23 protein-coding genes and 1 pseudogene are annotated in these 22652 nt (G+C 43.4%); 10 read left to right on the top strand and 14 right to left on the bottom strand.

Translation table 11 applies throughout. The features are described from left to right. Window positions 1-2: 2 nt before the first annotated feature. Genes nadD through DWW91_RS19440 form a run of 4 tightly spaced genes read right to left on the bottom strand, consistent with a single transcriptional unit; the run spans window position 3 to window position 2203 of the window. Window positions 3-602, bottom strand: a complete 600-nt coding sequence (gene nadD, locus DWW91_RS19455; RefSeq protein WP_122328676.1) for a nicotinate (nicotinamide) nucleotide adenylyltransferase — start codon at window positions 600-602, stop codon at window positions 3-5. Further along, window positions 584-763, bottom strand: coding sequence for a hypothetical protein (locus tag DWW91_RS19450; RefSeq protein WP_007657744.1), 180 nt, complete (start codon window positions 761-763; stop codon window positions 584-586). Before DWW91_RS19450 ends, nadD begins: the two co-directional genes overlap by 19 nt. Beyond that, a complete protein-coding gene (gmk, locus tag DWW91_RS19445) occupies window positions 760-1329 on the bottom strand; it encodes a guanylate kinase (protein WP_007657745.1) in 570 nt (189 codons plus the stop codon). The genes DWW91_RS19450 and gmk overlap by 4 nt, the downstream gene beginning before the upstream one ends. Before the next feature lies 1 nt (window position 1330). Further along, window positions 1331-2203, bottom strand: a complete 873-nt coding sequence (locus DWW91_RS19440; RefSeq protein ID WP_010800122.1) for a YicC/YloC family endoribonuclease — start codon at window positions 2201-2203, stop codon at window positions 1331-1333. A gap of 211 nt (window positions 2204-2414) precedes the next feature. Between DWW91_RS19440 and tsaB the strand changes: the two genes are divergently transcribed. Then, window positions 2415-3110, top strand: coding sequence for a tRNA (adenosine(37)-N6)-threonylcarbamoyltransferase complex dimerization subunit type 1 TsaB (tsaB, locus tag DWW91_RS19435; protein WP_199722609.1), 696 nt, complete (start codon window positions 2415-2417; stop codon window positions 3108-3110). 34 nt (window positions 3111-3144) lie between these two features. Here tsaB and DWW91_RS19430 read toward each other — a convergent pair. Further along, window positions 3145-4883: pseudogene (locus tag DWW91_RS19430) on the bottom strand (ATP-binding protein). Between the two features lie 272 nt (window positions 4884-5155). On the opposite strand from DWW91_RS19430, the gene DWW91_RS27880 reads away from it, so the two are divergent. Continuing rightward, entirely contained in the window at window positions 5156-5296 is a 141-nt protein-coding gene (locus tag DWW91_RS27880) for a hypothetical protein (RefSeq protein WP_165364434.1), read from the top strand. 90 nt (window positions 5297-5386) lie between these two features. Here the strand turns inward: DWW91_RS27880 and DWW91_RS19425 are convergent, their stop codons facing one another. From DWW91_RS19425 to DWW91_RS19400, 6 genes are all read right to left on the bottom strand, one after another. Further along, window positions 5387-6547 (bottom strand): sodium ion-translocating decarboxylase subunit beta, encoded by a 1161-nt coding sequence (locus DWW91_RS19425; RefSeq protein ID WP_046146585.1) that lies wholly within the window; start codon window positions 6545-6547, stop codon window positions 5387-5389. Between the two features lie 4 nt (window positions 6548-6551). Next, a complete protein-coding gene (locus DWW91_RS19420; protein ID WP_046146586.1) occupies window positions 6552-6983 on the bottom strand; it encodes a biotin/lipoyl-containing protein in 432 nt (143 codons plus the stop codon). A gap of 22 nt (window positions 6984-7005) precedes the next feature. Next, entirely contained in the window at window positions 7006-7890 is an 885-nt protein-coding gene (locus tag DWW91_RS19415; RefSeq protein WP_046147543.1) for a lamin tail domain-containing protein, read from the bottom strand. Window positions 7891-7912: 22 nt separating this feature from the next. After that, window positions 7913-9466, bottom strand: a complete 1554-nt coding sequence (locus DWW91_RS19410; RefSeq protein WP_007657778.1) for an acyl-CoA carboxylase subunit beta — start codon at window positions 9464-9466, stop codon at window positions 7913-7915. A 37-nt stretch (window positions 9467-9503) separates the two neighbouring features. Further along, entirely contained in the window at window positions 9504-9914 is a 411-nt protein-coding gene (gene mce, locus DWW91_RS19405; RefSeq protein ID WP_007657779.1) for a methylmalonyl-CoA epimerase, read from the bottom strand. 200 nt (window positions 9915-10114) lie between these two features. Then, window positions 10115-12529 carry a TonB-dependent receptor gene (locus DWW91_RS19400; protein ID WP_122328674.1) on the bottom strand — a complete coding sequence of 805 codons (2415 nt, stop codon included), beginning with the start codon at window positions 12527-12529 and terminating at the stop codon, window positions 10115-10117. Between the two features lie 145 nt (window positions 12530-12674). On the opposite strand from DWW91_RS19400, the gene DWW91_RS19395 reads away from it, so the two are divergent. The 6 genes from DWW91_RS19395 to rpmA all read left to right on the top strand — a co-directional run bounded on the left by DWW91_RS19395 (window position 12675) and on the right by rpmA (window position 15862). Next, window positions 12675-13229, top strand: a complete 555-nt coding sequence (locus tag DWW91_RS19395; RefSeq protein ID WP_007657793.1) for a nitroreductase family protein — start codon at window positions 12675-12677, stop codon at window positions 13227-13229. Beyond that, window positions 13226-13993 (top strand): Rossmann-like and DUF2520 domain-containing protein, encoded by a 768-nt coding sequence (locus DWW91_RS19390; RefSeq protein WP_010800117.1) that lies wholly within the window; start codon window positions 13226-13228, stop codon window positions 13991-13993. The genes DWW91_RS19395 and DWW91_RS19390 overlap by 4 nt, the downstream gene beginning before the upstream one ends. Next, window positions 13986-14507: an HAD family hydrolase gene (locus tag DWW91_RS19385; RefSeq protein WP_007657803.1), complete on the top strand. Its 522-nt coding sequence runs from the start codon at window positions 13986-13988 to the stop codon at window positions 14505-14507. The genes DWW91_RS19390 and DWW91_RS19385 overlap by 8 nt, the downstream gene beginning before the upstream one ends. An 18-nt stretch (window positions 14508-14525) precedes the next feature. After that, a complete protein-coding gene (locus DWW91_RS19380) occupies window positions 14526-15116 on the top strand; it encodes a Maf-like protein (RefSeq protein ID WP_122328673.1) in 591 nt (196 codons plus the stop codon). 139 nt (window positions 15117-15255) lie between these two features. Beyond that, window positions 15256-15573, top strand: a complete 318-nt coding sequence (gene rplU / locus DWW91_RS19375; protein ID WP_122328672.1) for a 50S ribosomal protein L21 — start codon at window positions 15256-15258, stop codon at window positions 15571-15573. 22 nt (window positions 15574-15595) lie between these two features. Further along, window positions 15596-15862, top strand: a complete 267-nt coding sequence (gene rpmA, locus DWW91_RS19370; RefSeq protein WP_122328671.1) for a 50S ribosomal protein L27 — start codon at window positions 15596-15598, stop codon at window positions 15860-15862. 150 nt (window positions 15863-16012) lie between these two features. Here the strand turns inward: rpmA and DWW91_RS19365 are convergent, their stop codons facing one another. Continuing rightward, window positions 16013-17224 (bottom strand): PAS domain-containing sensor histidine kinase, encoded by a 1212-nt coding sequence (locus tag DWW91_RS19365; RefSeq protein ID WP_122328670.1) that lies wholly within the window; start codon window positions 17222-17224, stop codon window positions 16013-16015. After that, window positions 17221-18573: a sigma-54 dependent transcriptional regulator gene (locus DWW91_RS19360; RefSeq protein WP_046146595.1), complete on the bottom strand. Its 1353-nt coding sequence runs from the start codon at window positions 18571-18573 to the stop codon at window positions 17221-17223. The genes DWW91_RS19365 and DWW91_RS19360 overlap by 4 nt, the downstream gene beginning before the upstream one ends. 214 nt (window positions 18574-18787) lie before the next feature. On the opposite strand from DWW91_RS19360, the gene DWW91_RS19355 reads away from it, so the two are divergent. Both DWW91_RS19355 and DWW91_RS19350 read left to right on the top strand, forming a co-directional pair. After that, the gene (locus tag DWW91_RS19355) at window positions 18788-19486 is read left to right on the top strand and encodes an ABC transporter ATP-binding protein (protein WP_010800097.1); all 699 of its coding nucleotides are present in this window, start codon (window positions 18788-18790) and stop codon (window positions 19484-19486) included. Between the two features lie 12 nt (window positions 19487-19498). Further along, window positions 19499-21880, top strand: coding sequence for an ABC transporter permease (locus tag DWW91_RS19350; RefSeq protein ID WP_122328669.1), 2382 nt, complete (start codon window positions 19499-19501; stop codon window positions 21878-21880). 189 nt (window positions 21881-22069) lie between these two features. Here DWW91_RS19350 and DWW91_RS19345 read toward each other — a convergent pair whose 3' ends face one another. Then, the gene (locus DWW91_RS19345; RefSeq protein ID WP_007657813.1) at window positions 22070-22534 is read right to left on the bottom strand and encodes a YdeI/OmpD-associated family protein; all 465 of its coding nucleotides are present in this window, start codon (window positions 22532-22534) and stop codon (window positions 22070-22072) included. Window positions 22535-22652 lie beyond the last annotated feature (118 nt).

The following is a 22652-nucleotide window of genomic DNA, read 5'->3' as shown; positions in this document are numbered from 1 at the left end:
AATTATATATTAGAAAAGCACTTATGGTTACGTATTGCTTCCGGTAAGAAGAAACGTATATCCTTGCCGGCTGCCAGTGATTCGCGTATAAAAGTGGAGGATATTTCCATCAGCGGAGCATCGACTTTACGGATGTCGGGAAGGTTGTCGGGGATGTTGATTTCGTATCCTTTACGCGGATAAATCAGGATAGGGTAGCTGGTAATTAACGTTTCCGATTCTTTCCAGCGATTGATTGACGACCAGTTGTCGGCTCCCATTATAAAATGAAATTCGCGGTCGGGATATGTACGGTCGAGGGTACGTAAAGTGTCTATCGTGTAAGTCGGTTGGGGAAGCGTAAACTCGATATCGCTGGTACGGAATTTAGCATATCCGGCAATGGCAGCTTCGACCAGTTCGAGCCGGAGCCGGTCATCCATCAGGTCGTCGCGTTTCTTCAGCGGGTTATGAGGCGTGATAACAAACCAGAGTTCATCCAGCCCCGCAAACTCACACAGCCAGTTGGCCAGGGCCAAATGACCGATGTGAACCGGGTTGAAAGAACCGGAAAAGATTCCGGTTTTCAGTTTGTTGTTTTCCTTTACCGTTGTTTCTTCCACATTATAAAGTTGAATGCCTGTACGCCGAATACGAGTCCGGTTGCAAATGCAATGAGATATTCTTTATAAATGAGGCCTGCAATGCAGGTTCCCAATGCCGCGATTCCGGTCAGTGCGAAAATATATCCCCATTTACGTGATAATTGTCTGTTGTTATTCATTCTTTAGACAGAAAATCTTTTATAACTTCCACTGCTTCGGCCTGTGCTGTCGCAAGGTCGTCGTTTACGATGCAGACATCGAAATGAGGAATAAATCCCAGTTCGAATTCCGCTTTTGCGATACGGCTGTCGATCACTTCGGGAGCATCCGTGCCACGACCTTCCAGACGTTCACGCAGATGGGCGATGCTGGGCGGCTGGATAAATACTGAAAGAGCACGGTCACCATAAAACTTTTTGATGTTGCATCCGCCGACAACGTCCACATCGAATATAACATTGTTGCCTTCGTTCAGTTGGCGTTCCACTTCACTTTTCAATGTGCCGTAGTATTTATCGGTATATACTTCCTCATATTCCAAAAAATCACCGGCAGCGATACGGGCCCGGAATTCGTCGGGAGTCAGGAAATAATATTCCACACCGTTCTGTTCTGTTCCGCGCGGTGCACGGCTTGTTGCCGAGATAGAGAAATGCAGGTTCAGGTTCTGTTTTAGCAGATGGTTGATGATGGTTGATTTACCTGAGCCTGACGGGGCGGAGAATATAATTAATTTACCAGCCATATTATAATACGTTTAGTACCTGTTCCTTGATTTGTTCCAGTTCGTCTTTCATCTGAACGACAATTTTCTGCATTTCCGCATGGTTGCTTTTCGAACCGAGCGTGTTGATTTCGCGGCCCATTTCCTGAGCGATGAAACCGAGCTTTTTGCCTTGTCCGTGTCCGTCTTTCATCGTGCTGATGAAATATTTCAGATGGTTGTCGAGGCGGTTCTTTTCTTCGTTCACATCCAGTTTTTCGATGTAATAGATCATTTCCTGCTCGAAGCGGTTCTTGTCGTAATCCTGGTTGGCTACCTTTTCGAGGTTATCCATGATACGGGCTTTGATCTTTTCGATGCGTTCGCCTTCATATTCTTCCACTTCGGTCAGCAGGCGGGCGATATTACCGATTTTGTCTTCAAATAACTTTTGCAGCATGGCGCCTTCCTGGATGCGGAAGTCACAAAGATGTTTGATGGCTCCCTTTACCGCATTGAAAACAACTTCCCATTCGCTTTCGTCTACTTCTACAATTTCAGATTTGATAACGTCCGGCATTTTTAGTAATGTCTGGAACCAGTCAGCCGGAAGTGCAATATTCAGTTTTTCTGCAATATCCTTAACCTGGCTGTAATAACTTTCAAAAGCGGTAAGGTTGATCTGGGTAGGAGTATCTTTTCCTATATATTCGATATAAATGCTGAAATCGACCTTACCCCGTTCAAGCGACTGAAGCAGCTGGCTACGGATTTGCATTTCCTTATCTTTGTAGATAGAAGGGATGCGGGTTGATAAATCCAGTTGTTTGCTGTTGAGTGCTTTTATTTCTACGGTTACCTTTTTTGAAGGAAGTTCGGCTGTAACCTTACCGAATCCAGTCATTGATTGTATCATTGTTCTAAAAATTTGTGCAAAGATAGCTTATTCAGTTGATAGTTGACAGTTGACAGTTGATAATTCTTCGTCCTGATAGAGAAAAAGTTCGTTATTTTCTCATTCGTATAAAGACGTTTTTGTACTTTTGCGACCAATTAATCCGGTTGATGAACAGCGGAGTTCTATTGAAAAATATCTGTCACTTGTCAACCGTCAACTGTCAACTATTATGTCTTGTATTTTAAATATTGAAACATCAACCTCGGTGTGTTCCGTCGCTTTATCGGCTGATGGTGAGGTGCTTTTTGAAAAGAGTTCATTTGAAGGTCCGTCGCATGCCGCTTTGTTGGGTGTTTATGTGGAAGAGGCTATTGCGGTGACCAAAGAAAAAGGATTGAAGCTGGATGCAGTAGCTGTCAGCAGCGGTCCGGGATCTTATACCGGATTGCGTATCGGCGTATCGGTAGCCAAAGGTTTGTGTTTCGGTTACGGCATACCTCTGATCAGTATTCCTACGCTGGAAGTGTTGGCTGTTGCCGCATTGGAACAGCAAAATAATGCGTCCGACTGTTTGTATTGCGCCATGCTCGATGCCCGTCGGATGGAGGTGTATGCAGCTATCTATGATGTTAATTTGAAGACGGTTCGCGAAACGTCTGCTGATATTGTAGATGCAGAAACTTATGCTTCCTGGCTGGAAAAAGGGAAAGTTTGTTTCTTTGGGAACGGTGCAGCCAAATGTCGGGAGGTGATTACTTCTCCGAATGCGCTCTTTATTGATAATATCCACCCGTTGGCTGTTAATATGGTAACCTTGTCTGAAAAAGCATTTGCCGAAAGTCGATTTGAGGATGTCGCCTACTTTGAGCCGTTCTACCTGAAAGAATTTCAGGCAACAATCGCTAAGAATAAGGTGTTGGGATGATAGCGTTTTGAAAGCTATCATCCGGTGAAGATTGTTAGCAGGAAGCTATTTCTTCACACTTAACCAAATCCCAACCCCGGAATTGAAGCAGTATCAAGTGGAGCGTTGTATCTTTGGCCAACTGTAAAGCGATTTTGTCTTTACTGTATTGTAATAGTTGGCGGCGTCCTTCTTCTGCTTGCGTTTCGAGTTCCGTGTCGGTGGTGGTACGTCCAGCGTACTTTAACTCCAATATGTAGCTGTGTCCGATATCGGGATACCGCTTTTTGTCAGGTAATAAAAAGAAATCGCAGTAACCGTAATTCATTTCCAGTTCCGGTTCTACCAGATAATAAGAAGCGAGTGCCAGATATGCCTTCAGAAAGCCTTGCAGATTTCTTTCTCCTTCCATAGCATCACGTACGGAAGAGTTTTCACGATAGGCAAGGGCGATGGATTCGAAAAACGGTTTCCATTGGCCGTCGTAAGCGAAGTCGTCTATTAAATCTTTCAGATGAGAAAGGTTTATTGTATGAAACTGTTGATAATAATCGCGCAGGAAACCAAAGTATTGTTCACGTACGCAATTATTGGGGATACACATTTTTAATAGTTTTCCGTGTGTACCGCACATAGTAAGCAGTCCGTAGTAATAAAGTAGACTTCGGAAATTATCGATATCCATTACTTTTTCAGCCGGGAAAGAGGTGTGCAGGTCGACTAGCACTTCTCCTTTTGCGACAATATCTTTGATAGTATTCATACAGCTATCTTCGTGTAAACTTTTATGGTTGATACCGGTTAGCTTTTTTAGTTTGCTGTAATTTATGCAAATATTTTTGTCTACCATCTCTTCCGGGGCACGGTGGAAATTTACCTGATTGTGTAAATAATACAAAATCATGTCACAATTGAACCCCCGGTCACTATCCAATGCCATTCGTGCGAAACAATAATTATTATACCACGGTTTCATTTCTGCGATCATTGTATCTATGTCTCCTGTCAGCATATCGTTTTGCCGGTAATAATGAAACATTTCACGAACATCTGTTTCATCGAATCCCATCATTGCGTTAAAAGTTTCGTCAGTCGAGATATTCCAGTTGATGTTATAACCGCTCGATAAATCATCCAAAGTGATAGGACTGACCCCCATCAGGAAAATCCGGTCGAACATCCCTTTGAACTAAAGTATTCCCTGTAGAAACCGCTGGCATGTGTTAGGTCGTGAAACATTTTCTGTCCGTGTTCACTCAGTATGACGTTTGTGAAGTTGTCATATTCGTCTACGATAAGATAAAGCGGATACCCTTTTTCTTTTGCTTTTATCTCGATGTACGACAGTTTTGCTTTGGCACTTGCTATATTTTCGATCGTAGCTTTATAATCGGCATCGTAATAGGATGCATATTCATGTGCGAACTGATTGATGATCAGACCGCAATAGTCGTTGAAGCTGGTCATCATATCGGTTCCCGGTTGCGAACAACCGGCTTTTGAGAAATCGAAGTAAAGCACCTGAAAGCGGTTGCGCTGGTCGGTCGGGTGGCTGCCAATCCATAAATCGCCGAAATACTTTTCGAAATTATCCTTTTGCAATATATCATAATATGTACGCATCAAGCTAAGGAACAGACTTTTTCCGAATCGTCTGGGACGGATAAGAAACAAGTAGCTGGGCATCTTTTCGATCAGCGGCAGATACATCGTCTTGTCTACGTAATAAAAGTTTTCGTTTCTCAACCGTTTGAAATCAGATATTCCGTATGGTATTCCTTTTACTTGGCTCATGTTGGATACTTTTTAAGATATAGAGACAAAGTTAGTTTATTCCGGCAAATAAAACAATGTTTGAGAAAGTATTCCAGCTTTGTGTTTTACAGTCTATTATTATATGAATTGCGTATGAGAGTATGGTGCTAAATCATTTGTAATCGGATGAATATTTGTCAACTATGATAGTATGGCAGTAGGTTTCGTATTTTACTCATAGATCTTTTTAAACCAAAGACTTGTTTCTGTTGTTTTATGCTCATATAAAACAAAATCAGAATTACGAAGGTATGAAAAAGAAAAATCTATGGTTGATCATCGGGGTTATTATTGCGATTGTCCTTTTGATGGTATGGTTGTTTGTGGGGACGACATTGGAAGAAGTAACTAATCCGGAAACAAATCCGATGGAGGTCGAACAAAATGTATAAAAAGTTGACAGTTGATAAGTGACAGTTGACAGATTTAGAAAAGATTCTATTTATCTGTCACTTGCCATCTATCAACTGTCACTTGTTTTATTATCCTAAGAATCCTAACAGGATACCGGCTGCTACAGCAGAACCGATTACACCTGCTACGTTCGGACCCATGGCGTGCATCAACAGATAGTTGGTCGGGTCATATTCCAGACCTACAACCTGAGAGATACGTGCTGAGTCGGGAACGGCAGATACACCGGCATTACCGATAAGCGGATTGATCTTGTTGCCTTGTTTCAGGAACAGGTTGAAGAACTTAACGAACAATACACCGGCACAGGTTGCAATCACGAATGACAACGCACCTAAACCGAAGATCTTGATAGAGTTCAGTGTCAGGAACTGAGTTGCCTGTGTAGAAGCACCTACTGTGATACCTAACAGGATGGTGATTGTATCGATCAGCGGACCGCGGGCTGTTTCAGCCAGACGACGGGTTACGCCACTTTCTTTCAACAGGTTTCCGAAGAACAGCATACCCAGCAAGGGCAGACCTGAAGGTACAAGGAAGCAAGTCAGCAACAGACCTACGATCGGGAAGATGATCTTTTCTGTAGAAGAAACGGCTCTCGGCGGTTTCATACGGATCAGACGTTCTTTCTTTGTTGTAAGCAGTCTCATGAACGGCGGCTGGATAATAGGTACCAATGCCATATATGAGTAGGCCGACACCGCAATAGCACCCATCAGGTTAGGGGCCAGCTTGGAAGACAGGAAGATAGCCGTAGGACCGTCAGCACCACCGATAATACCGATAGCACCGGCCTGGTTCGGTTCGAATCCCATCTGAAGAGCGATAATATAAGCACCGAAGATACCGAACTGGGCGGCAGCACCGATCAACATCAGCTTTGGATTGGAAATCAAAGCGGAGAAGTCGGTCATCGCCCCGATACCGAGGAAGATCAACGGCGGATACCATCCGGAGGTTACCCCTTGATAGAGGATGTTAAGTACAGACCCTTGTTCGTAGATACCTACCTGAAGCCCTGCATCTTTAAAAGGAATGTTACCGATCAGGATACCGAATCCGATAGGGATCAGCAACATGGGTTCAAATTCATATTTAATCGCAAGGAATATAAAGAGCAAACCAACCAATATCATAATGATATGGCCCGGAGTTGCATTATATACTCCTGTATAGGTGAGGAACAACTGTAGGTTGTCACCCAGGAATGATAAAAAACTCTCTTGCATACTCTTATCCGATTACGACGAGATCAGCACCTTCCAGTACGGAGTCTCCCTTATGTACTTTAATTTCAATAATCTTACCGTCGCGGTCAGCGTTGATGTTGTTTTCCATCTTCATAGCCTCGAGGATAAGTAAAGTTTGTCCTCTCTTCACAGTGTCGCCTACATTGCATTTGATTTGCAGGATAACACCTGGAAGCGGAGTTTTAACGGCGCCCTGGGTTGTAGATGCTGCCGGACGAGTAACAACCGGTTCGCCGCTGGCTGTAGTAGGAGCCTGTGCCGGGCGTTTGAGTGTAACCATTTGTTTTTTCGCCGGTTTCTCCATTTTTACATTATAAGGAGTACCGTTTACTTCTACTTCAGCGATATCGTCGACCACTGAATTGATGTGTACTTTATATACGTTACCGTTGATGGTATATTTAAAACTTTTCATTCTTGTTTGTTTTTAGAGATAATCACTTTCTGGGAGTTTCACGTAAACTATAGATCTTAGAACTCCATGGAGAATATGCACGGCGAACTTTGCGGATTGTAAGCACTGTATGTTCGATATCGTGATTGTCATCACTCATTTCATACAAAGCTGTAGCGATTGCTGCAAAAACTTCGCCCGAAACTTCGTCCGGTGTATTTACATTAACAGGTGCCCCTGCTTTCTGAGCATTACGTTTGCTGGCTGCGATAGCTGCTTTTCCGACTTGTTTGAAGATCAGGAAAAGAAGGAGCAAGCCTAGAAAAACAACAGCCATAGCTGTAATAGTCATACCGATACCCAAAGAGTCATTTGTCTTAAAGTTTTCGATCTTTTCGTTAGAATCTAACGTCAGGTTGTTTGTGCTGGGAGTCACTTTTGTGAGTTGTGCCCATTCTTCTTTTCCGTCAATAATTCTACCATAGCTAACATCCGGTTTTTGTGCAGCCGGAATTGTTATTTCGTCGATCAAGGATTTACCATCGGCGTCATAAAGTGCTATATAATTTTCTTTTGACGGGTCTAACGTGAAATTGACATGAAAAGTACCACGGTTAGGTTCACCATCCGCCCAGAACAGAGTGTGTTGATGGGGGGGGATCTGAGTTAGTACGTCACCCTTGGGGATCGGATATTTTTTAGGATTGTTCTTGTCGTCTGTCAAGAAACAACCTGCAATATTAACCGTTCCGGCAGAAGTATTGAATAATTCTATCCAGCCGTGACGTTTGCCATAGTCGTCAACGAAATTATCTTCGTTGATGACCAGCACTTCATTTATTCGCATGGAGGTTGCACGCTGTGCCTGTGCCCCGAATGATACGAGCAGGATGAACAGCAGCAATACTCCAAATCTTTTGTTAGTCATATTCATTTTCCTGTTTTAAGAATTATAGAGGCAGATTGTCATGTTTCTTAGCAGGATTGCTTAACTTTTTCGTCTGCAATTGTTGTAAAGCACGAATGATACGGAAACGGGTATTACGCGGTTCGATTACATCGTCGATATAACCGTATTGAGCTGCGTTGTACGGGTTAGCGAATGCCTTCTTGTATTCTGCTTCTTTTTCGGCTGTTGCTTTTGCAGGATCTTCGGATGCGGCAACTTCTTTTGCGAAGATAACTTCTACAGCACCGCTCGGACCCATAACTGCGATTTCAGCTGTCGGCCATGCGTAGTTCATATCGCCACGCAGGTGTTTAGAACTCATCACGCAGTAAGCACCACCGTAAGATTTACGCAATGTAACAGTGATTTTAGGCACAGTTGCTTCGCCGTAAGCGTAAAGCAATTTGGCTCCGTGAAGGATTACACCATTGTATTCCTGGCCTGTTCCCGGAAGGAATCCCGGTACGTCTACCAATGTCACCAAAGGAATGTTGAAAGCGTCGCAGAAGCGAACGAAGCGGCCTGCCTTACGGGAAGCGTTGCTGTCCAGACAGCCAGCCATTACTTTCGGCTGGTTAGCTACGATACCAACAGACTGGCCGTTGAAACGTGCGAAACCAACAATAATATTTTTAGCATAATCAGCATGTACTTCCAGGAATTCGTTGTTGTCAACGATTGTGCCGATTACTTCATACATGTCATATGACTGGTTAGCGTTGTCAGGAATGATGTCGTTCAATACATCGTCCAGACGGTCGATCGGGTCTTTACATTCGATCAGCGGAGTTTCTTCCAGGTTGTTCTGCGGAAGGAAGCTGAGCAATTTGCGGATCAGTTGCAGACCTTCTTCTTCTGTGTCGACAGCGAAATGGGCAACACCCGATTTGGTTGTGTGTACGCTTGCGCCACCCAGTTGTTCCTGAGTTACGTCTTCACCGGTAACTGTTTTTACTACTTTCGGACCTGTCAGGAACATGTAGCTGGTACCACGTGTCATGATGTTAAAGTCAGTCAGCGCCGGAGAATAAACTGCGCCACCTGCACACGGACCGAAGATACCTGAAATCTGAGGTACAACACCGGATGCAAGGATATTACGCTGGAAGATTTCAGCATATCCTGCCAGGGCGTTAACGCCTTCCTGGATACGTGCTCCACCTGAGTCGTTCAAGCCGATGACAGGGGCACCCATCTTCATGGCCTGATCCATTACCTTACAAATCTTCATGGCCAGTGATTCTGACAAAGCTCCTCCGAATACGGTGAAGTCCTGTGCGAAGATGTAGACCAGACGGCCGTCGATCGTACCATATCCGGTTACGATACCATCACCCAGGAATTTTGTTTTTTCAATACCGAAGTTAGTACAACGGTGCTGAACGAACATATCAAACTCCTCGAAACTACCTTCGTCAAGCAACATGGCGATACGTTCGCGTGCTGTGTACTTGCCTTTCTTGTGCTGAGATTCGATTCTTTTTTCTCCACCACCTAAACGGGCTTGTTCGCGAAGAGCGATAAGCTCTTTTACTTTTTCAAGTTGGTTACTCATTGTATTTCTGATTTGTTGTTAGAAATGAACTGATTAATTATTTTTTACCCGGCATGCAAAGTTCAGTCAATACGCTGCAAGTTGATTTCGGGTGAAGGAATGCAATGTTCAGACCTTCTGCACCACCGCGGGGAGCTTTGTCGATCAGTTTGACACCTTTTGATTCAGCTTCGTCCAATGCAGCCTGTACATCAGGTACAGCAAATGCGATATGGTGAATACCTTCGCCTTTCTTTTCGATGAATTTGGCGATAGTGCTGTCTTCGCTGGTCGGTTCAAGTAATTCGATTTTTGTTTGGCCTACTTTAAAGAACGCAGTCTTTACTTTTTGGTCAGCAACTTCTTCGATGTTGTAGCATTTCATGCCTAAAATTTCTTCATAATACGGCAGACAAGCTTCGATGCTTTTTACTGCAATTCCCAGATGTTCAATATGTGTAATTTCCATGTCAATAAGAATTTAATAATTGATAAATGCTTTTTGTTTTGATGGCAAAGGTACATTCTTTTTGAAGAATCAAGAAATATTTCATTAATAATAATTTGGCAATTTGCTAATATGCAAAATTGCCAATGAAAGCCTTGACTTCTCATTGGCAAATCCTGTTTTTTATCGGCATATTGGCAAATTATCTTATTGGCATATTCTTAGAAATCGACAATCAGTCGTGCATTGAGTTGTCGGCCTGTCAGGTAATTCGGTACAGCATATTGCTGGTTGTCGATGTTGGTGATCCAGTAATAGGAACTGACATTTTTTATATCGAACAGGTTAAATACGTCCACTCCGATCCAGATATTTTTCAGGTGACGAAAGACGCCGCGGTCCATGATCGCATCGGTTCCTCCGGCCAGCTGGTAAGAGAAACCGAGGTCGACACGTTTGTAGGCCGGCGTGCGGAAAGTACTCTTCACATCTTCGTATTTCGTGCGTGGTGCAATAAAAGGAAGTCCGCCGGAGAGGACGCCTTTCAGATTCAGTTTTACACGTTTGTATCCGGGAAAATAATCCTGAAAGAATAACGATACGTTATATCCCTGGCTGTTGGGCATGGGAACGGTTACCATGTCACGGATTGTTTGCTCTGCTTTCATAAGCGAGAAACTGATCCATGAATCGGTTCCGGGTACAAATTCACCGAAGAATTTAACATCGATACCCATTGCATGGCCTTTGGCACAGTTCTCTCCGTAGTACCGGATCTTTACGTTGTCGACGGTGTAAGGAATCAGGTCGTCCAGTTTCTTGTAATAGAGGTCGGCACTGACTTTAAAGTTACGGTCGGCTGCCCGGAACGTATAATCGCCACCGAGAATGAAATGGATGGAACGTTGCGATTTGATATCTTTGTTCAGTTCGATAATATCATTGCCTGCGGCATCCTGCACGGTGGTTCGTAATTCTTTATAGAACGGTGACTGGTAGTAGATACCTGTCGCTGCACGAAAGGTCAGATTCTGATCGAAATTAGGGATAAAACCTAAAGAAACGCGCGGACTGAAAATGAATTCTTTGTTATAGCTCCAGTAGCTCCCGCGGATACCGCCGATGAGTGTGAACATACCTTGCTTGGTACGGAACTTGAAAACATCCTGCAAATATCCCGATACCCGGGTAGTCGACAAATCATTGTCTGAATAAAGATTGGAGATCACGTTTACCCCGTTCCCCGTTTGAGGAAGTGAATAACCTGCCGAGTCGCGTTTTTCCCATTCGCTGATGCGGTCGTTTATCTTTTCCATCTGTACGGTAGCTCCCCATTTCAGTGTGTTGTTTTTGATCTTGCTGCTGCCGTAATGTCCTACATTCATGATGGTTGAACTTAAACGGTTGCGGGCATGCTCATGGTAGCGGGCTATTTCAAGGGCATTCTGGTTATTGTCGTTTTCTGTTGTTGCATCGCCCAGCCAGTATTCACCGGTGATGTCGTAGGTTTCTATTTCCTTGCTGGAGAAAGCGGATGCCTGAAGGCCCAGTTCTGTTTTCTCGTTCGGATTGTGTTTCAAGGTCAGTGCGCCGAAGATTGTCTGGAACTTATCCCGCTCACGGCTGTTGGGGAAATACACTTCAAACCGTTGGGCGTTTTCTACCGTACCGAAGTTTGTCTCCCGTTTATGCGGGGTGAATTTGAACGTGTTGGACGCCAGGTTCCCCAGAAAGTTTACTTCCCATTTCGGAGCTAACTGATAAGTCATGTATGATTGCAGATCGACGAAATCCGGCTGGTATTCGGCGTCCGTATCCATTGTTTTTAGTAGCGAACGTCCTGTTTTATAACGAACACCGGTTATTTGTGTGAACTTGCCGATGGAACTGCCCACATAGGCGTTTGCTCCCAGTAAGCTGGCGGAGGCCGATCCTTCAAATAACTTGGGTTTTTTATAGGTGATGTCAAGAACAGAACTCATTTTATCTCCGTACCGTGCTTCAAATCCTCCGGCTGCGAAATTGACCGCTTCGGTCAGGTCGGGATTGATAAAGCTCAGACCTTCCTGCTGGCCGGAACGGATCAGTAACGGGCGGAATACTTCCAGGCCGTTTACATATACTATGTTCTCATCGTAACTACCGCCGCGAACCGAATATTGGGAACTTAATTCGTTGCTGGATGAAACTCCGGCAAAAGTGACCACGAGGCTTTCAATGCTTCCGCCGGCAGGGTCGGGGAGGAGCTTGACACGGTCTGCATTCATGGTTTGAAGGGTACTGGTTTGGTAACGGGTACCTACAGCAACAACTTCCCCCAGATCGATACTCGTGTAGTTCATCTGTACATTCAGCCGCATGTCCTGTTGCAAGCTGGGTAGAATACGTTCTGCCTTATTATATCCCAGGCAAGAAAAAATAACCGCTACGGAATCGCCCGGCGACGTGGTGATCGAATAGTAACCCTTTTCATTGGTCATTGCCCCGTTCAGCGTATTCTTTATCTGAACAAGCACAAGTTCAAGCGGACTACCGTCGGCATCCCGAACATATCCCGTGATTTTAACATGCTTTTGTCCAAAAGCGCTGATTGAGACTAATATAAATAGCAGTGCAGCTATCGCACGAATCTTCATAATTAATAATGTTATAGCTTTACTAACGCGAAAAATGAAGGAAGCGTATATTCAGCGTGTAAAAAATATTTATCTTTGTCCTGTTCAGAAATATCTTCCTTACAGAATGAAGATGATTAATTAACAGCTACAAAATAAGATAAAAATGGAGAGTTTTGCAACACTGATAAAGAATAGAAGAAGCACGCGTAAGTTTACCGACCAGTTGCTTTCACCTGAACAAGTCGAAATGATTTTAAAGGCAGCATTGATGGCACCCGCTTCCAAGCGTAAAAATCCCTGGCAGTTCGTTGTGGTGGAAGATAAGGAAATGTTGAAAAAACTGGCTGGTTGTAAGCCGGCCGGAGCTTCGTTTCTTGAAGGTTGTGCACTGGCTGTTGTGGTGATGGCGAATGTAATGGATAGTGATGTCTGGGTGGAAGACGCCTCGATCGCTTCTATCTATATGCAGCTTCAGGCGGAAGATCTGGGTCTGGGCAGCTGTTGGTGCCAGATACGTAACCGGCAAACGGAAGATGATGCGGATGCCAATGTGTATGTCCGTAGCCTGCTGGATATTCCTTATCAGCTGGAGGTGCTCTCGATTATCGGTTTCGGTTATAAGGACCAGGAACGCAAACCGTTTGACGAAGCTCATTTGCAATGGGAAAAGATTCACCTGGGCACTTATAAAATGCCGGAAGAAAACAAGGAAGCATGAAAATAGTTTTTATCGGTGCCGGAAATCTGGCGACACGTTTGTCGCTCGCCATGCAACGGGTTGGTATGCAGATTGGTCAGGTGTACAGCCATACAGAGGCGAGTGCCCGTCAGTTGGCAACACGACTGGGGTGTCCGTGGACGAATGATTTATCCGCTTTGCAGGAAGATGGCGATCTGTATGTCTTTTCACTGAAGGATACTGTCTTGTCGGATGTAATATCGAAGGTCAAACCGAATAACGGTATGTGGGTCCATACGGCGGGAAGTATGCCGATGAGCGTATTTGAAGGATATGCCCAACGTTTCGGAGTCCTTTATCCTTTGCAGACATTCAGTAAGGGGAGGAATGTGAATTTTGATGTGATTCCCATTTTTCTGGAAGCAAACACGGATAAGAATGCGGATTATCTAAAGAATATAGCCAGCGCTCTTTCTGAGAATGTTCGTTTCATGTCTTCGGAAAAACGCCGGAGTTTGCATCTGGCGGCTGTCTTTGCCTGTAATTTTACCAATCATATTTATACATTATCTTATAAGTTACTGGAAAACGAATCCATTCCGGCAGATGTCCTTTTGCCGCTTATCGATGAGACAGTATCGAAAATACATTCCATGCCGCCTGCTGCGGCTCAGACCGGGCCCGCAATCCGGTATGATGAAAATGTGATCAATAAACACCTGGCTATGCTGGACGATCCGGATATGCAAGCGATCTACCGGCTTCTTAGCCAAAGTATACATAAGGAGGCCCAAAATGAGTAGTATCAATTATGACCTGACAAAGATAAAAGCGTTTGTGTTTGATGTAGACGGTGTGCTGTCGTGCGATGTGGTATCACTTCATCCCAACGGCGATCCGATGCGCACAGTCAACATCAAAGACGGTTATGCCCTGCAACTGGCTGTAAAGAAAGGTTACCAGGTCGGGATTATTACCGGTGGCTATACGGAGGCTGTGCAAATCCGTTTTTCCCGCTTGGGTATCGAACATATATATATGCGGAGTGCCGTAAAGATACACGATTTCAATGATTTCCTGCAAAAGACGGGATTGACGCCTGAAGAAGTCATGTATGCCGGAGACGATATCCCCGACTATGATGTGATGAAGCGGGTAGGCTTGCCGGTTGCTCCGGCGGATGCAGCCCCGGAAATCAAGCAAATAGCGAAATATATCTCCTTATGCAAAGGGGGTGAGGGTGTTGCCCGCGATGTGATAGAACAAACAATGAAAGCACAAGGCCATTGGATGAGCGCAGAAGCGTTCGGATGGTAATAACAATGAAAAATAATTATGCTGACTAACCTACAACATTACCGAATCGTGCTGGGATCTAACTCACCCCGGCGAAAAGAATTATTGGCCGGACTTGACCTCAAATTCGAGGTCGAAGTAATTCCCGGCATTGACGAATCATATCCTGATGACTTGACGGCAGACGAGATACCTGCTTATATCGCCCGTAAAAAGGCAGAAGCGTATCTGGAAAAAATGACTGATAACGAATTGCTCATTACGGCTGACACGATTGTCGTCACTTATGGACAACCGGGTCGTATCCTGGGTAAACCGGCCGACCGTGAGGAAGCAATCGAGATGCTTTGCCACCTGTCGGGCCATGTACATGAAGTCATCACCGGCGTTTGCCTGACGACTAAACAGAAAACGGTTTCTTTTTCCGTCTCTTCGGCAGTCGCCTTTTCCAAACTTGAAAAGGATGACATTATCTATTATGTAGATAAATACCGTCCGTACGATAAAGCCGGTAGTTACGGGATACAGGAATGGATCGGTTATGTCGGGGTAGAGGCTATCAACGGCTCATTCTATAATGTAATGGGGTTGCCGGTGCAACGGTTGTATCAGGAATTGAAAAAGTTTTAGATAAAAAAATTACGACAATTCTTGCATAATATATTCGGAAACAGTACTTTTGCAGTCTGAAATTCCGCAGAGGGTAAACAAGTGATATGGAATATGTATCCACCCCCGGGACATAACCTGTTTAAATATAAAAAGACAGATGTACGTAATCGTAGAAATTAACGGACAACAGTTCAAAGCTGAAGAAGGTAAGAAATTGTTCGTTCAGCACATTCAGAACGCAGAAAGCGGTGCTGTTGTTGAGTTTGACAAAGTGTTGTTGGTTGACAACAATGGTGATGTAAAAGTAGGTGTTCCTACAGTAGAAGGCGCAAAGGTAGTATGTGAAGTACTGTCTCCGCTGGTAAAAGGTGATAAAGTGCTGATCTTCCACAAGAAGAGAAGAAAAGGTTATCGTAAACTGAACGGTCACCGTCAGCAGTTCACTGAAGTGAGTATTAAAGAAATTGTTGCTTAACGTTTAAAGGAGAAAAGAAGAAATGGCACATAAGAAAGGTGTGGGTAGTTCAAAGAACGGCCGTGAATCACAAAGTAAAAGATTAGGTGTTAAGCTTTTTGGTGGTGAAGTTGCTAAAGCTGGTAACATTTTGGTTCGCCAGAGAGGTACAGTTCATCATCCGGGCGTAAACGTTGGTATCGGTAAAGATCATACGTTGTATGCATTGAAAGATGGTGTTGTTACTTTCCGTAGAGGTAAAGAAAACAGATCATTCGTTTCTATCCAGGAAGTTGTAGCAGAAGCATAAGATAGCTTTACTCGAAGAAAATAAGAAAAGCGGAATTCCGAAAGGAGGTTTCGCTTTTTTTATGTGGTTTCGCTTCCTGTTTCATGCAGGGGAAACAACTGTTTCATGCGGTAGAAACACTTGTTTCTTCCTAATGAAACAAATGCTGGCTTAGGGACTGAATAAAATAGTGAAGGCACTTCCTTCTTTCTCCTGGCTTTGCACGTGCAGCTTTCCGTTATGCAGTTTGACGATTTCCCGGGAAATGCTCAGGCCGATGCCGTTGCCGTTTTTCTTGGTACTGAAAAATGGAATGAAAATCTTGTCGCGGATTGAGTCGGGGATGCCCTTGCCATTGTCGGCAACGGTGATGTAAGGATGTCCTTCTGAGTCATACCCGGAGAAAAGATGTATTTGCGGATTCTCTTTTTCACTTGTGGCATAGGTGGCATTGGTTATAAAATTGATGATAACCTGTTCTATCAAATCCCTGTCCATAAAGGCGGTAACTTCCGGAGCGTTTGTTTTTAGCGTGAAAGCGATCCCTTTTTGTTGAAGGGAAGGATTCATCAGGGAATGAACAGAACTCAGCAAATTATAGAGATTATATGATTTCATATCAGGTACTATCTTTTGGCTTAGATTGCGATAGGTTTCGGCAAAGCGCAGTAGGCCTTCACTTCGCCGGTGAATTGTGTCCATCGCCAGTTCCATATCTTCTAGATCCGTAGTAGACGGTTCGGATACATTTTCTTTCAATGTATGTATTTTTCTTCTGAGCGTATCCGAGAGGGATGAGACGGGGACGATAGAATTCATAATCTCATGAGTCATTACATTGAGTAATCCTTTCCAGGCACCCGATTCGACTTCTTCCATCGTTGCGCTTACATTATGGAATGCGATCAGTTTGTAGGTTTTTCCTCCGGTTTGAAAGACGGAAGCGTTTGTCATTGTTTTGATGGTTTGTTTTCGGGCATGGATCGTTATCAGGGTACTTTTGTTTACCGGGATATCGAGCAGTTCATTGAAAAGGTTTTCGTTTTGCTTTTTCAGCCAGTTGATATTCTTGATATGAGGAATGTTGAGCAGGGTCGTAAAAGAGTCATTCATCCATAGTGATTCATGGGTTTCCATATCATAGGCGAGGATACCAGTATCGACCAGTTCCAGCATCTCTTTCAGGTAATGCTGCTGCGCTTCTTTCTCGGCTGCCAGATTCACGAAGGTATCCGCGATAGACTGGAACCGGGGATATTTCCTTGAAAAATCTCTGTTAATGATGGACTCGGCAAATTCGTCGATATCCTGTTTTGTTTTCCTGCGTACATATATTATATATAGCAGAAGTATAACGATTAGGATGGATAGGGCGATCGTCATAGTCCGTGTTTTTCTAGCCGGCGGTATAAGGCTCCCCGGGTTAATCCCAGTTCTTTCGCCGCTTGCGATATGTTTCCGTTATGTTTTTGAATGACCTGTTCAATGGCTGTCTTCTCCAGATCATCCAGATTATGTGTCGGTATCGGTTGGGCATTTTCTTCCTGTTGCTCTAAGGGAGAGAAGGTAATGTCTTCCGCTTTCAGCACATCGCTGTCGGCCATGATAACGCCTCTTTCTATGGTGTATTGCAGTTCGCGTACATTGCCGGGGTAATGATACAACATCAGTTTCTTTTTGGCTGAGTCGGCTAAACGGAACTTTTGTTTGAAATACTTTTTCTCATACATTTTCAGGAAATGTTCTGCCAGCAGGATGATATCTTCGCCTCGTTCACGTAGAGGCGGTACGGTTATCTCTACTGTATTGATCCGGTAAATCAAGTCTTTACGAAACTTTGCTTCGTTGGCTAACTCCCGTAATGGCAGGTTGGTTGCTGACAGCAGACGGATATCTACCGGCATCGGTGTATTGGCTCCGAGGCGGGTCACTTCACGGTTTTGCAGCACGGTCAGCAGTTTGGCCTGCTGTTGCAAAGTTATATTTCCGATTTCATCCAGGAAAAGTGTTCCTTTGTCTGCCGCCTCGATTAGACCGGTACGATCTTCACGCGCATCTGTAAATGCTCCCTTTTTATGTCCGAAAAGTTCGCTCTCGAAAAGGGTTTCCGTCAGGGAACCTACGTCTACTTTTACAAATGGCTGATTCCGGCGAAGGGATGACTGATAGATGTAGCGGGCAACAAGATCTTTTCCTGTTCCGTTTTCTCCCAGGATCAATATATTAGCATCGGTAGGTGCTATCTTTTGCAATTTATGGAACAAAAGCTGCATGCTTTCCGAGTTTCCGATAATCTCTATATCAGTATTTCTTTTATTTGTTTTCTCTTTACTGTCTGGAGTTGCCTGTTTCCGAAGTGTCTCCGACAGGATATTCAGCAGATGCTCGTTATGCCAGGGTTTGACGATAAAGTCTGCGGCCCCTTCTTTTAGGCTTTTGATGGCTAGGTCTATATCTGCATAGGCTGTAATCATAATGACTGACAGGGAAGGTTTCCGTTTCTTTATTTCTTTCAGCCAGAACAGACCTTCGTTGCCGGTGTTGATGGAGCTTCTGAAGTTCATATCCAACAAAATAATGTCTATGTCATTCTCTGTGACCAGCTTATGAATGTTGTCCGGGTTTGTTTCTGTCAGTATTGTTTTCACTTCCATCTTCAGCAAAAAACGTACGGCGGTCAGAACGTCTTTATCATCATCAACAATCAGTATATTTGCCTGGTGTAAGTTCATAATTACTCTTGTTAGTAGGTTGCAAATATATCAAGAATGAAGTGAATGCCCAAGCTGTTCCTGTTTTTTGTCTGTAGGCAGACATAAGGTGTCCGTTTATGGACACTATTCAAGGGCGGTCGTTTTGTTAATGGGTTAATATATTGGGGATTGCTGTTTTGGCATATCAATTGTTCCGGATTTATATGTAACATGCTAAATTATTCATAAGACTATGATTAGAATAAATGATTTGAGGAAAGTCTATAGGACGGAAGAGGTGGAGACAATTGCTTTGGATAATATGTCGCTTCATGTAAAGGAACATGAGTTTGTTGCCATTATGGGACCGTCGGGATGTGGAAAGTCTACTTTACTGAATATACTGGGATTGCTTGACGATCCTGATTCGGGTTCCTATCTTTTTAATGGGGTTGAGGTTACCGGATTAAATGAAGACAAACGTTGCGATTTGCGAAGGGAGAATATCGGTTTTGTTTTCCAGAATTTCAATCTGATAGAAGAGTTAACTGTATTTGAGAATATCGAATTGCCGTTGGAAAATTGTGGAATGAAAGCCTCCCTCCGCAAAATGAAAGTAGAGAAAGCCTTGAAAAGCGTCCTTCTCAATCATCGCCGTAACTATTTCCCGTCGCAGCTTTCGGGCGGACAACAGCAGCGTGTGGCGATTGCCCGGGCAATTGTCAATGATCCGAAACTGATCCTTGCAGATGAACCAACCGGAAACCTGGATAGTCGCAACGGCTTGGAAATAATGGATCTGCTGACTATGCTCAATGATGCCGGAACCACGATCGTTATGGTAACACACAGTGAACACGATGCCCGTTACAGCCACCGGATTATTCATATGCTGGATGGGAAACCTGTTTCGGAAAATTTCCTGAAAGAATTAGCTTATACCGCAAACTAAAAAACTTACACAATGAATATAAGAAGATCTCTCCGGATTATTTTCCGGAATAAAATATATAGTTTTCTGAATATCCTGGGGCTGGCAATCGGAATTACTTCGGCTGCACTTATCTTTCTCTGGGTGGAAAGTAAAGTGAATTTCAACAAGGCAATCCCTAATTCCCGAAATATATATGTCAGTGCATCTCATTATTTTCCTGTCTCGAATGAATGTATAACAAGCTTCGAATCAAATTCTATGCTGTCAAAAGTTTTGGAGGACGAATTTCCGGAAGTGAAGAGTTGTAGCAGATATAGTGCTCAGCCAGTCGTTTTTGTCCCTGAAAATACAACAGACTCTTTTGAAGAAAAGGGAGCTTATGCCGATTCCACTCTCTTTAATCTGATCGGTATGAAGTTCATAAGTGGTGATGCCTCTTCCGTTTTCGAACCGCAATATTCCATTGTCCTCAGCCGGTCGATGGCTCGAAAGATATATAACAAAGAAGATCCGATAGGAAAGGGGTTGATTCATGAAGGAGTTATATATCAAGTAACGGGTGTGTTTGAGGATATGCCCGATAATACTTCGTTCCAATTTGAATGGCTGATACCTTTTCGTGTCTTCGTAGAGGAAATGAAAAAAGTATTTAATGTAAACGAATGGGGGGCTTCCTGGCTGCAAACTTATGTCGAGTTGGAACCGGGAGTGGATCTGGAGCAGTTGAATGAGAAGCTGAAAGGACTCGCTTTTCGTAAAGCCGGGCCGGCTTGTGAGAGTATTCAGATATTCCTTTATCCTCTTAATAAAATGCTTTTGTATGGTCAGTTTAAAGATGGGATAGAAACTGGTGGCGGCTACATAAAGACTGTCTCCCTTTTCTTTCTGATCGGAGTGTTGATACTCTTGATTGCCTGTATCAATTTTATGAATCTATCGACTGCACGTTCCCAAAAACGGGCGTTGGAAGTCGGAGTGCGGAAAACCTTCGGAACCAAACGAAAACACCTGATCCGGCAATTTCTGGTAGAATCGGGGTTGATAACATCGATAGCTCTTTTGCTGTCGGTCGGATTGATCTGGCTGAGTCTTCCCTGGTTTAATGAATTTATAGGCGTTCAATTATCCTTTAGTCTGCTCGATCCGACGATTGTGACCGGACTGGTGGCGATCGGATTGTTTTGTACTTTTCTGGCCGGTAGTTATCCGGCGTTGTATCTGTCTTCTTTCAATCCGTTGACTACGCTGAAAATGCAGAAAGTGAGTAAAGGGGGAAGTGCCGCATGGATACGTCAGGGGTTGGTTATCTTTCAATTTACGATGGCATTTATCCTGATTTGTAGTACTTTCGTTATTTATCTTCAGATACAGCTGGTACAAAAACGGGATATCGGAATAAAAAAAGAAAATCTGGTAAGTTTTCCGGCTACCGAAGAATTGTGTAATGCGTCTTCGGCTGTGCGGAATGAGCTGATCAATACCGGTGTAGTAGAAAATTGTGGGTTTTCAGCCAGTCCGATTCTGAAATCGAGTATGCGTACCAATCCCTGGTATTGGAATGGAAAAGATCCGGAAGATGATGCCTATATTTCTTTTAATTTTGTGTCGGAAGGTTTGATAGATGCTGCCGGGATAAAACTGCTTGACGGAACGGATATCGATCCGGCTAAGAAAAATAATAAGGGAGGGGCAGGAATCCTTATCAATGAGACTCTGGCAAAAAGAATGGGAAGGGAAGGCCGTGTAGGAGGACAAATCGGCCAGTCGCCTGATCACAAATGGGAGATAGTTGGTATTATGAAAGATTTCGTGTTCGATGATTTTTATACACTTGAGCCGGCGTCTGCTTTGTTTTTCTATGATCCTCAAAGAACGTATATATTGTTTGTTCGTCTGAAACCGGATATCGATACGTATGAAGCGATAGGGCGGGTACAGACGGTATTGCGTTCTTTTACACCCTATCATGCGTTTGAGCCGACCTTTATGACCGACCGTTTCGATGATTTGTTTGAGGATGAACATCTGGTAGAAAAGTTGTCTGCCTTATTTGCCATGCTGGCAATTTTTATCTCCTGTTTGGGGTTACTGGGATTAAGTGCCTTTTCTGCCGAACAGCGAACAAAGGAAATTGGTGTCCGCAAAGTATTGGGGGCTAAAATAATAGATATACTATTTTTGTTGGGAAAAGCGTATATGGTACTTTTACTTATTTCTTTTGTAATAGGTATTCCTGTCTCTTTATATGCCGCTAACCACTACCTGAAGGATTATGCCTACCGGATTACACTCGGTTGGGATATTTTTGCAGGAGTGGCCTTGCTGATAACCCTGATTGCTTTGCTGACGGTTAGTTTCCAATCGTTAAGAGCGGCTCTCAACAATCCGGTGAAGTCTATAAAGACGGAGTAATTCGTATCCAAGAGAAAGTATGTACAGACTTTGGATATAGTCTTTATTGTTCACTTGCCTATGTTTTTGAAGTAAAGTCCTGTCATAACGCCCATTTACGTTCGCTCCAGTCTTTTATGGATTTATCATCAGGTGATATTTCCATAAGAGTCAGGAGTGGATCGTATTCTATCGATCAGGTTTCTACTGTTAAATCTTTTCATTCTTTTGTATCATTGTTATCGTTTTGGCAATGCGGTTGGCTTTGGTTTGTTCTGTTTTTGCAGAATTAATCCAATCTATAAATGCTTTTTTTTGACCATGCTTATATTTTTCAAATTTATCTAAGAGGCCTTCCTCATTTTCCATGCACAACAATAATTCTTCGGGTATTATTAATGGCGTATTATCTTCATACAGTGTAATATGTACGATATCAGGAGCTTGCTTTTTTATTTTTTTTCTTATTTCCGATTTTACAGCCAGACCTATATGTCCGTTTCCGATAGGCATCAGGTGTACATTGGAAAATTCATAGTTATCTATCTTTCCTTTTACTTTTAGCATTCCAAAAGGAGTCTTAGGCATTGGGATTTCCGGTATTTCGACAAATGTCCAACTTTCAATTTTATCTAATACGTAATCTTTGTCTACTAATGGCTTTTCTGTTTTCATTTTGCAATATTGATAGTAAGGTTACAAATATAGACTATTGTGGTGACAACAGTATGTCAGTAGGTGAAATAATCTTCTTTCAACTCTAAGAAAACAAATATTCAAAATGTTCTCTATT

The organism is Parabacteroides sp. AF17-3 (assembly GCF_003635445.1).
Lineage (GTDB): Bacteria > Bacteroidota > Bacteroidia > Bacteroidales > Tannerellaceae > Parabacteroides > Parabacteroides goldsteinii.
This window is presented reverse-complemented; position numbering and strand designations above follow the sequence as displayed.

Excerpts from the sequence above, each read along its gene's own strand:
- DWW91_RS19450 (WP_007657744.1), bottom strand. The coding sequence starts at position 763 with ATGAATAACAACAGACAATTATCACGTAAATGGGGATATATTTTCGCA.
- gmk (WP_007657745.1), bottom strand. The coding sequence starts at position 1,329 with ATGGCTGGTAAATTAATTATATTCTCCGCCCCGTCAGGCTCAGGTAAA.
- DWW91_RS19440 (WP_010800122.1), bottom strand. The coding sequence starts at position 2,203 with ATGATACAATCAATGACTGGATTCGGTAAGGTTACAGCCGAACTTCCT.
- tsaB (WP_199722609.1), top strand. The coding sequence starts at position 2,415 with ATGTCTTGTATTTTAAATATTGAAACATCAACCTCGGTGTGTTCCGTC.
- DWW91_RS27880 (WP_165364434.1), top strand. The coding sequence starts at position 5,156 with ATGAAAAAGAAAAATCTATGGTTGATCATCGGGGTTATTATTGCGATT.
- DWW91_RS19425 (WP_046146585.1), bottom strand. The coding sequence starts at position 6,547 with ATGCAAGAGAGTTTTTTATCATTCCTGGGTGACAACCTACAGTTGTTC.
- DWW91_RS19420 (WP_046146586.1), bottom strand. The coding sequence starts at position 6,983 with ATGAAAAGTTTTAAATATACCATCAACGGTAACGTATATAAAGTACAC.
- DWW91_RS19415 (WP_046147543.1), bottom strand. The coding sequence starts at position 7,890 with ATGACTAACAAAAGATTTGGAGTATTGCTGCTGTTCATCCTGCTCGTA.
- DWW91_RS19410 (WP_007657778.1), bottom strand. The coding sequence starts at position 9,466 with ATGAGTAACCAACTTGAAAAAGTAAAAGAGCTTATCGCTCTTCGCGAA.
- mce (WP_007657779.1), bottom strand. The coding sequence starts at position 9,914 with ATGGAAATTACACATATTGAACATCTGGGAATTGCAGTAAAAAGCATC.
- DWW91_RS19400 (WP_122328674.1), bottom strand. The coding sequence starts at position 12,529 with ATGAAGATTCGTGCGATAGCTGCACTGCTATTTATATTAGTCTCAATC.
- DWW91_RS19395 (WP_007657793.1), top strand. The coding sequence starts at position 12,675 with ATGGAGAGTTTTGCAACACTGATAAAGAATAGAAGAAGCACGCGTAAG.
- DWW91_RS19390 (WP_010800117.1), top strand. The coding sequence starts at position 13,226 with ATGAAAATAGTTTTTATCGGTGCCGGAAATCTGGCGACACGTTTGTCG.
- DWW91_RS19385 (WP_007657803.1), top strand. The coding sequence starts at position 13,986 with ATGAGTAGTATCAATTATGACCTGACAAAGATAAAAGCGTTTGTGTTT.
- DWW91_RS19380 (WP_122328673.1), top strand. The coding sequence starts at position 14,526 with ATGCTGACTAACCTACAACATTACCGAATCGTGCTGGGATCTAACTCA.
- rplU (WP_122328672.1), top strand. The coding sequence starts at position 15,256 with ATGTACGTAATCGTAGAAATTAACGGACAACAGTTCAAAGCTGAAGAA.
- rpmA (WP_122328671.1), top strand. The coding sequence starts at position 15,596 with ATGGCACATAAGAAAGGTGTGGGTAGTTCAAAGAACGGCCGTGAATCA.
- DWW91_RS19365 (WP_122328670.1), bottom strand. The coding sequence starts at position 17,224 with ATGACGATCGCCCTATCCATCCTAATCGTTATACTTCTGCTATATATA.
- DWW91_RS19360 (WP_046146595.1), bottom strand. The coding sequence starts at position 18,573 with ATGAACTTACACCAGGCAAATATACTGATTGTTGATGATGATAAAGAC.
- DWW91_RS19355 (WP_010800097.1), top strand. The coding sequence starts at position 18,788 with ATGATTAGAATAAATGATTTGAGGAAAGTCTATAGGACGGAAGAGGTG.
- DWW91_RS19350 (WP_122328669.1), top strand. The coding sequence starts at position 19,499 with ATGAATATAAGAAGATCTCTCCGGATTATTTTCCGGAATAAAATATAT.
- DWW91_RS19345 (WP_007657813.1), bottom strand. The coding sequence starts at position 22,534 with ATGAAAACAGAAAAGCCATTAGTAGACAAAGATTACGTATTAGATAAA.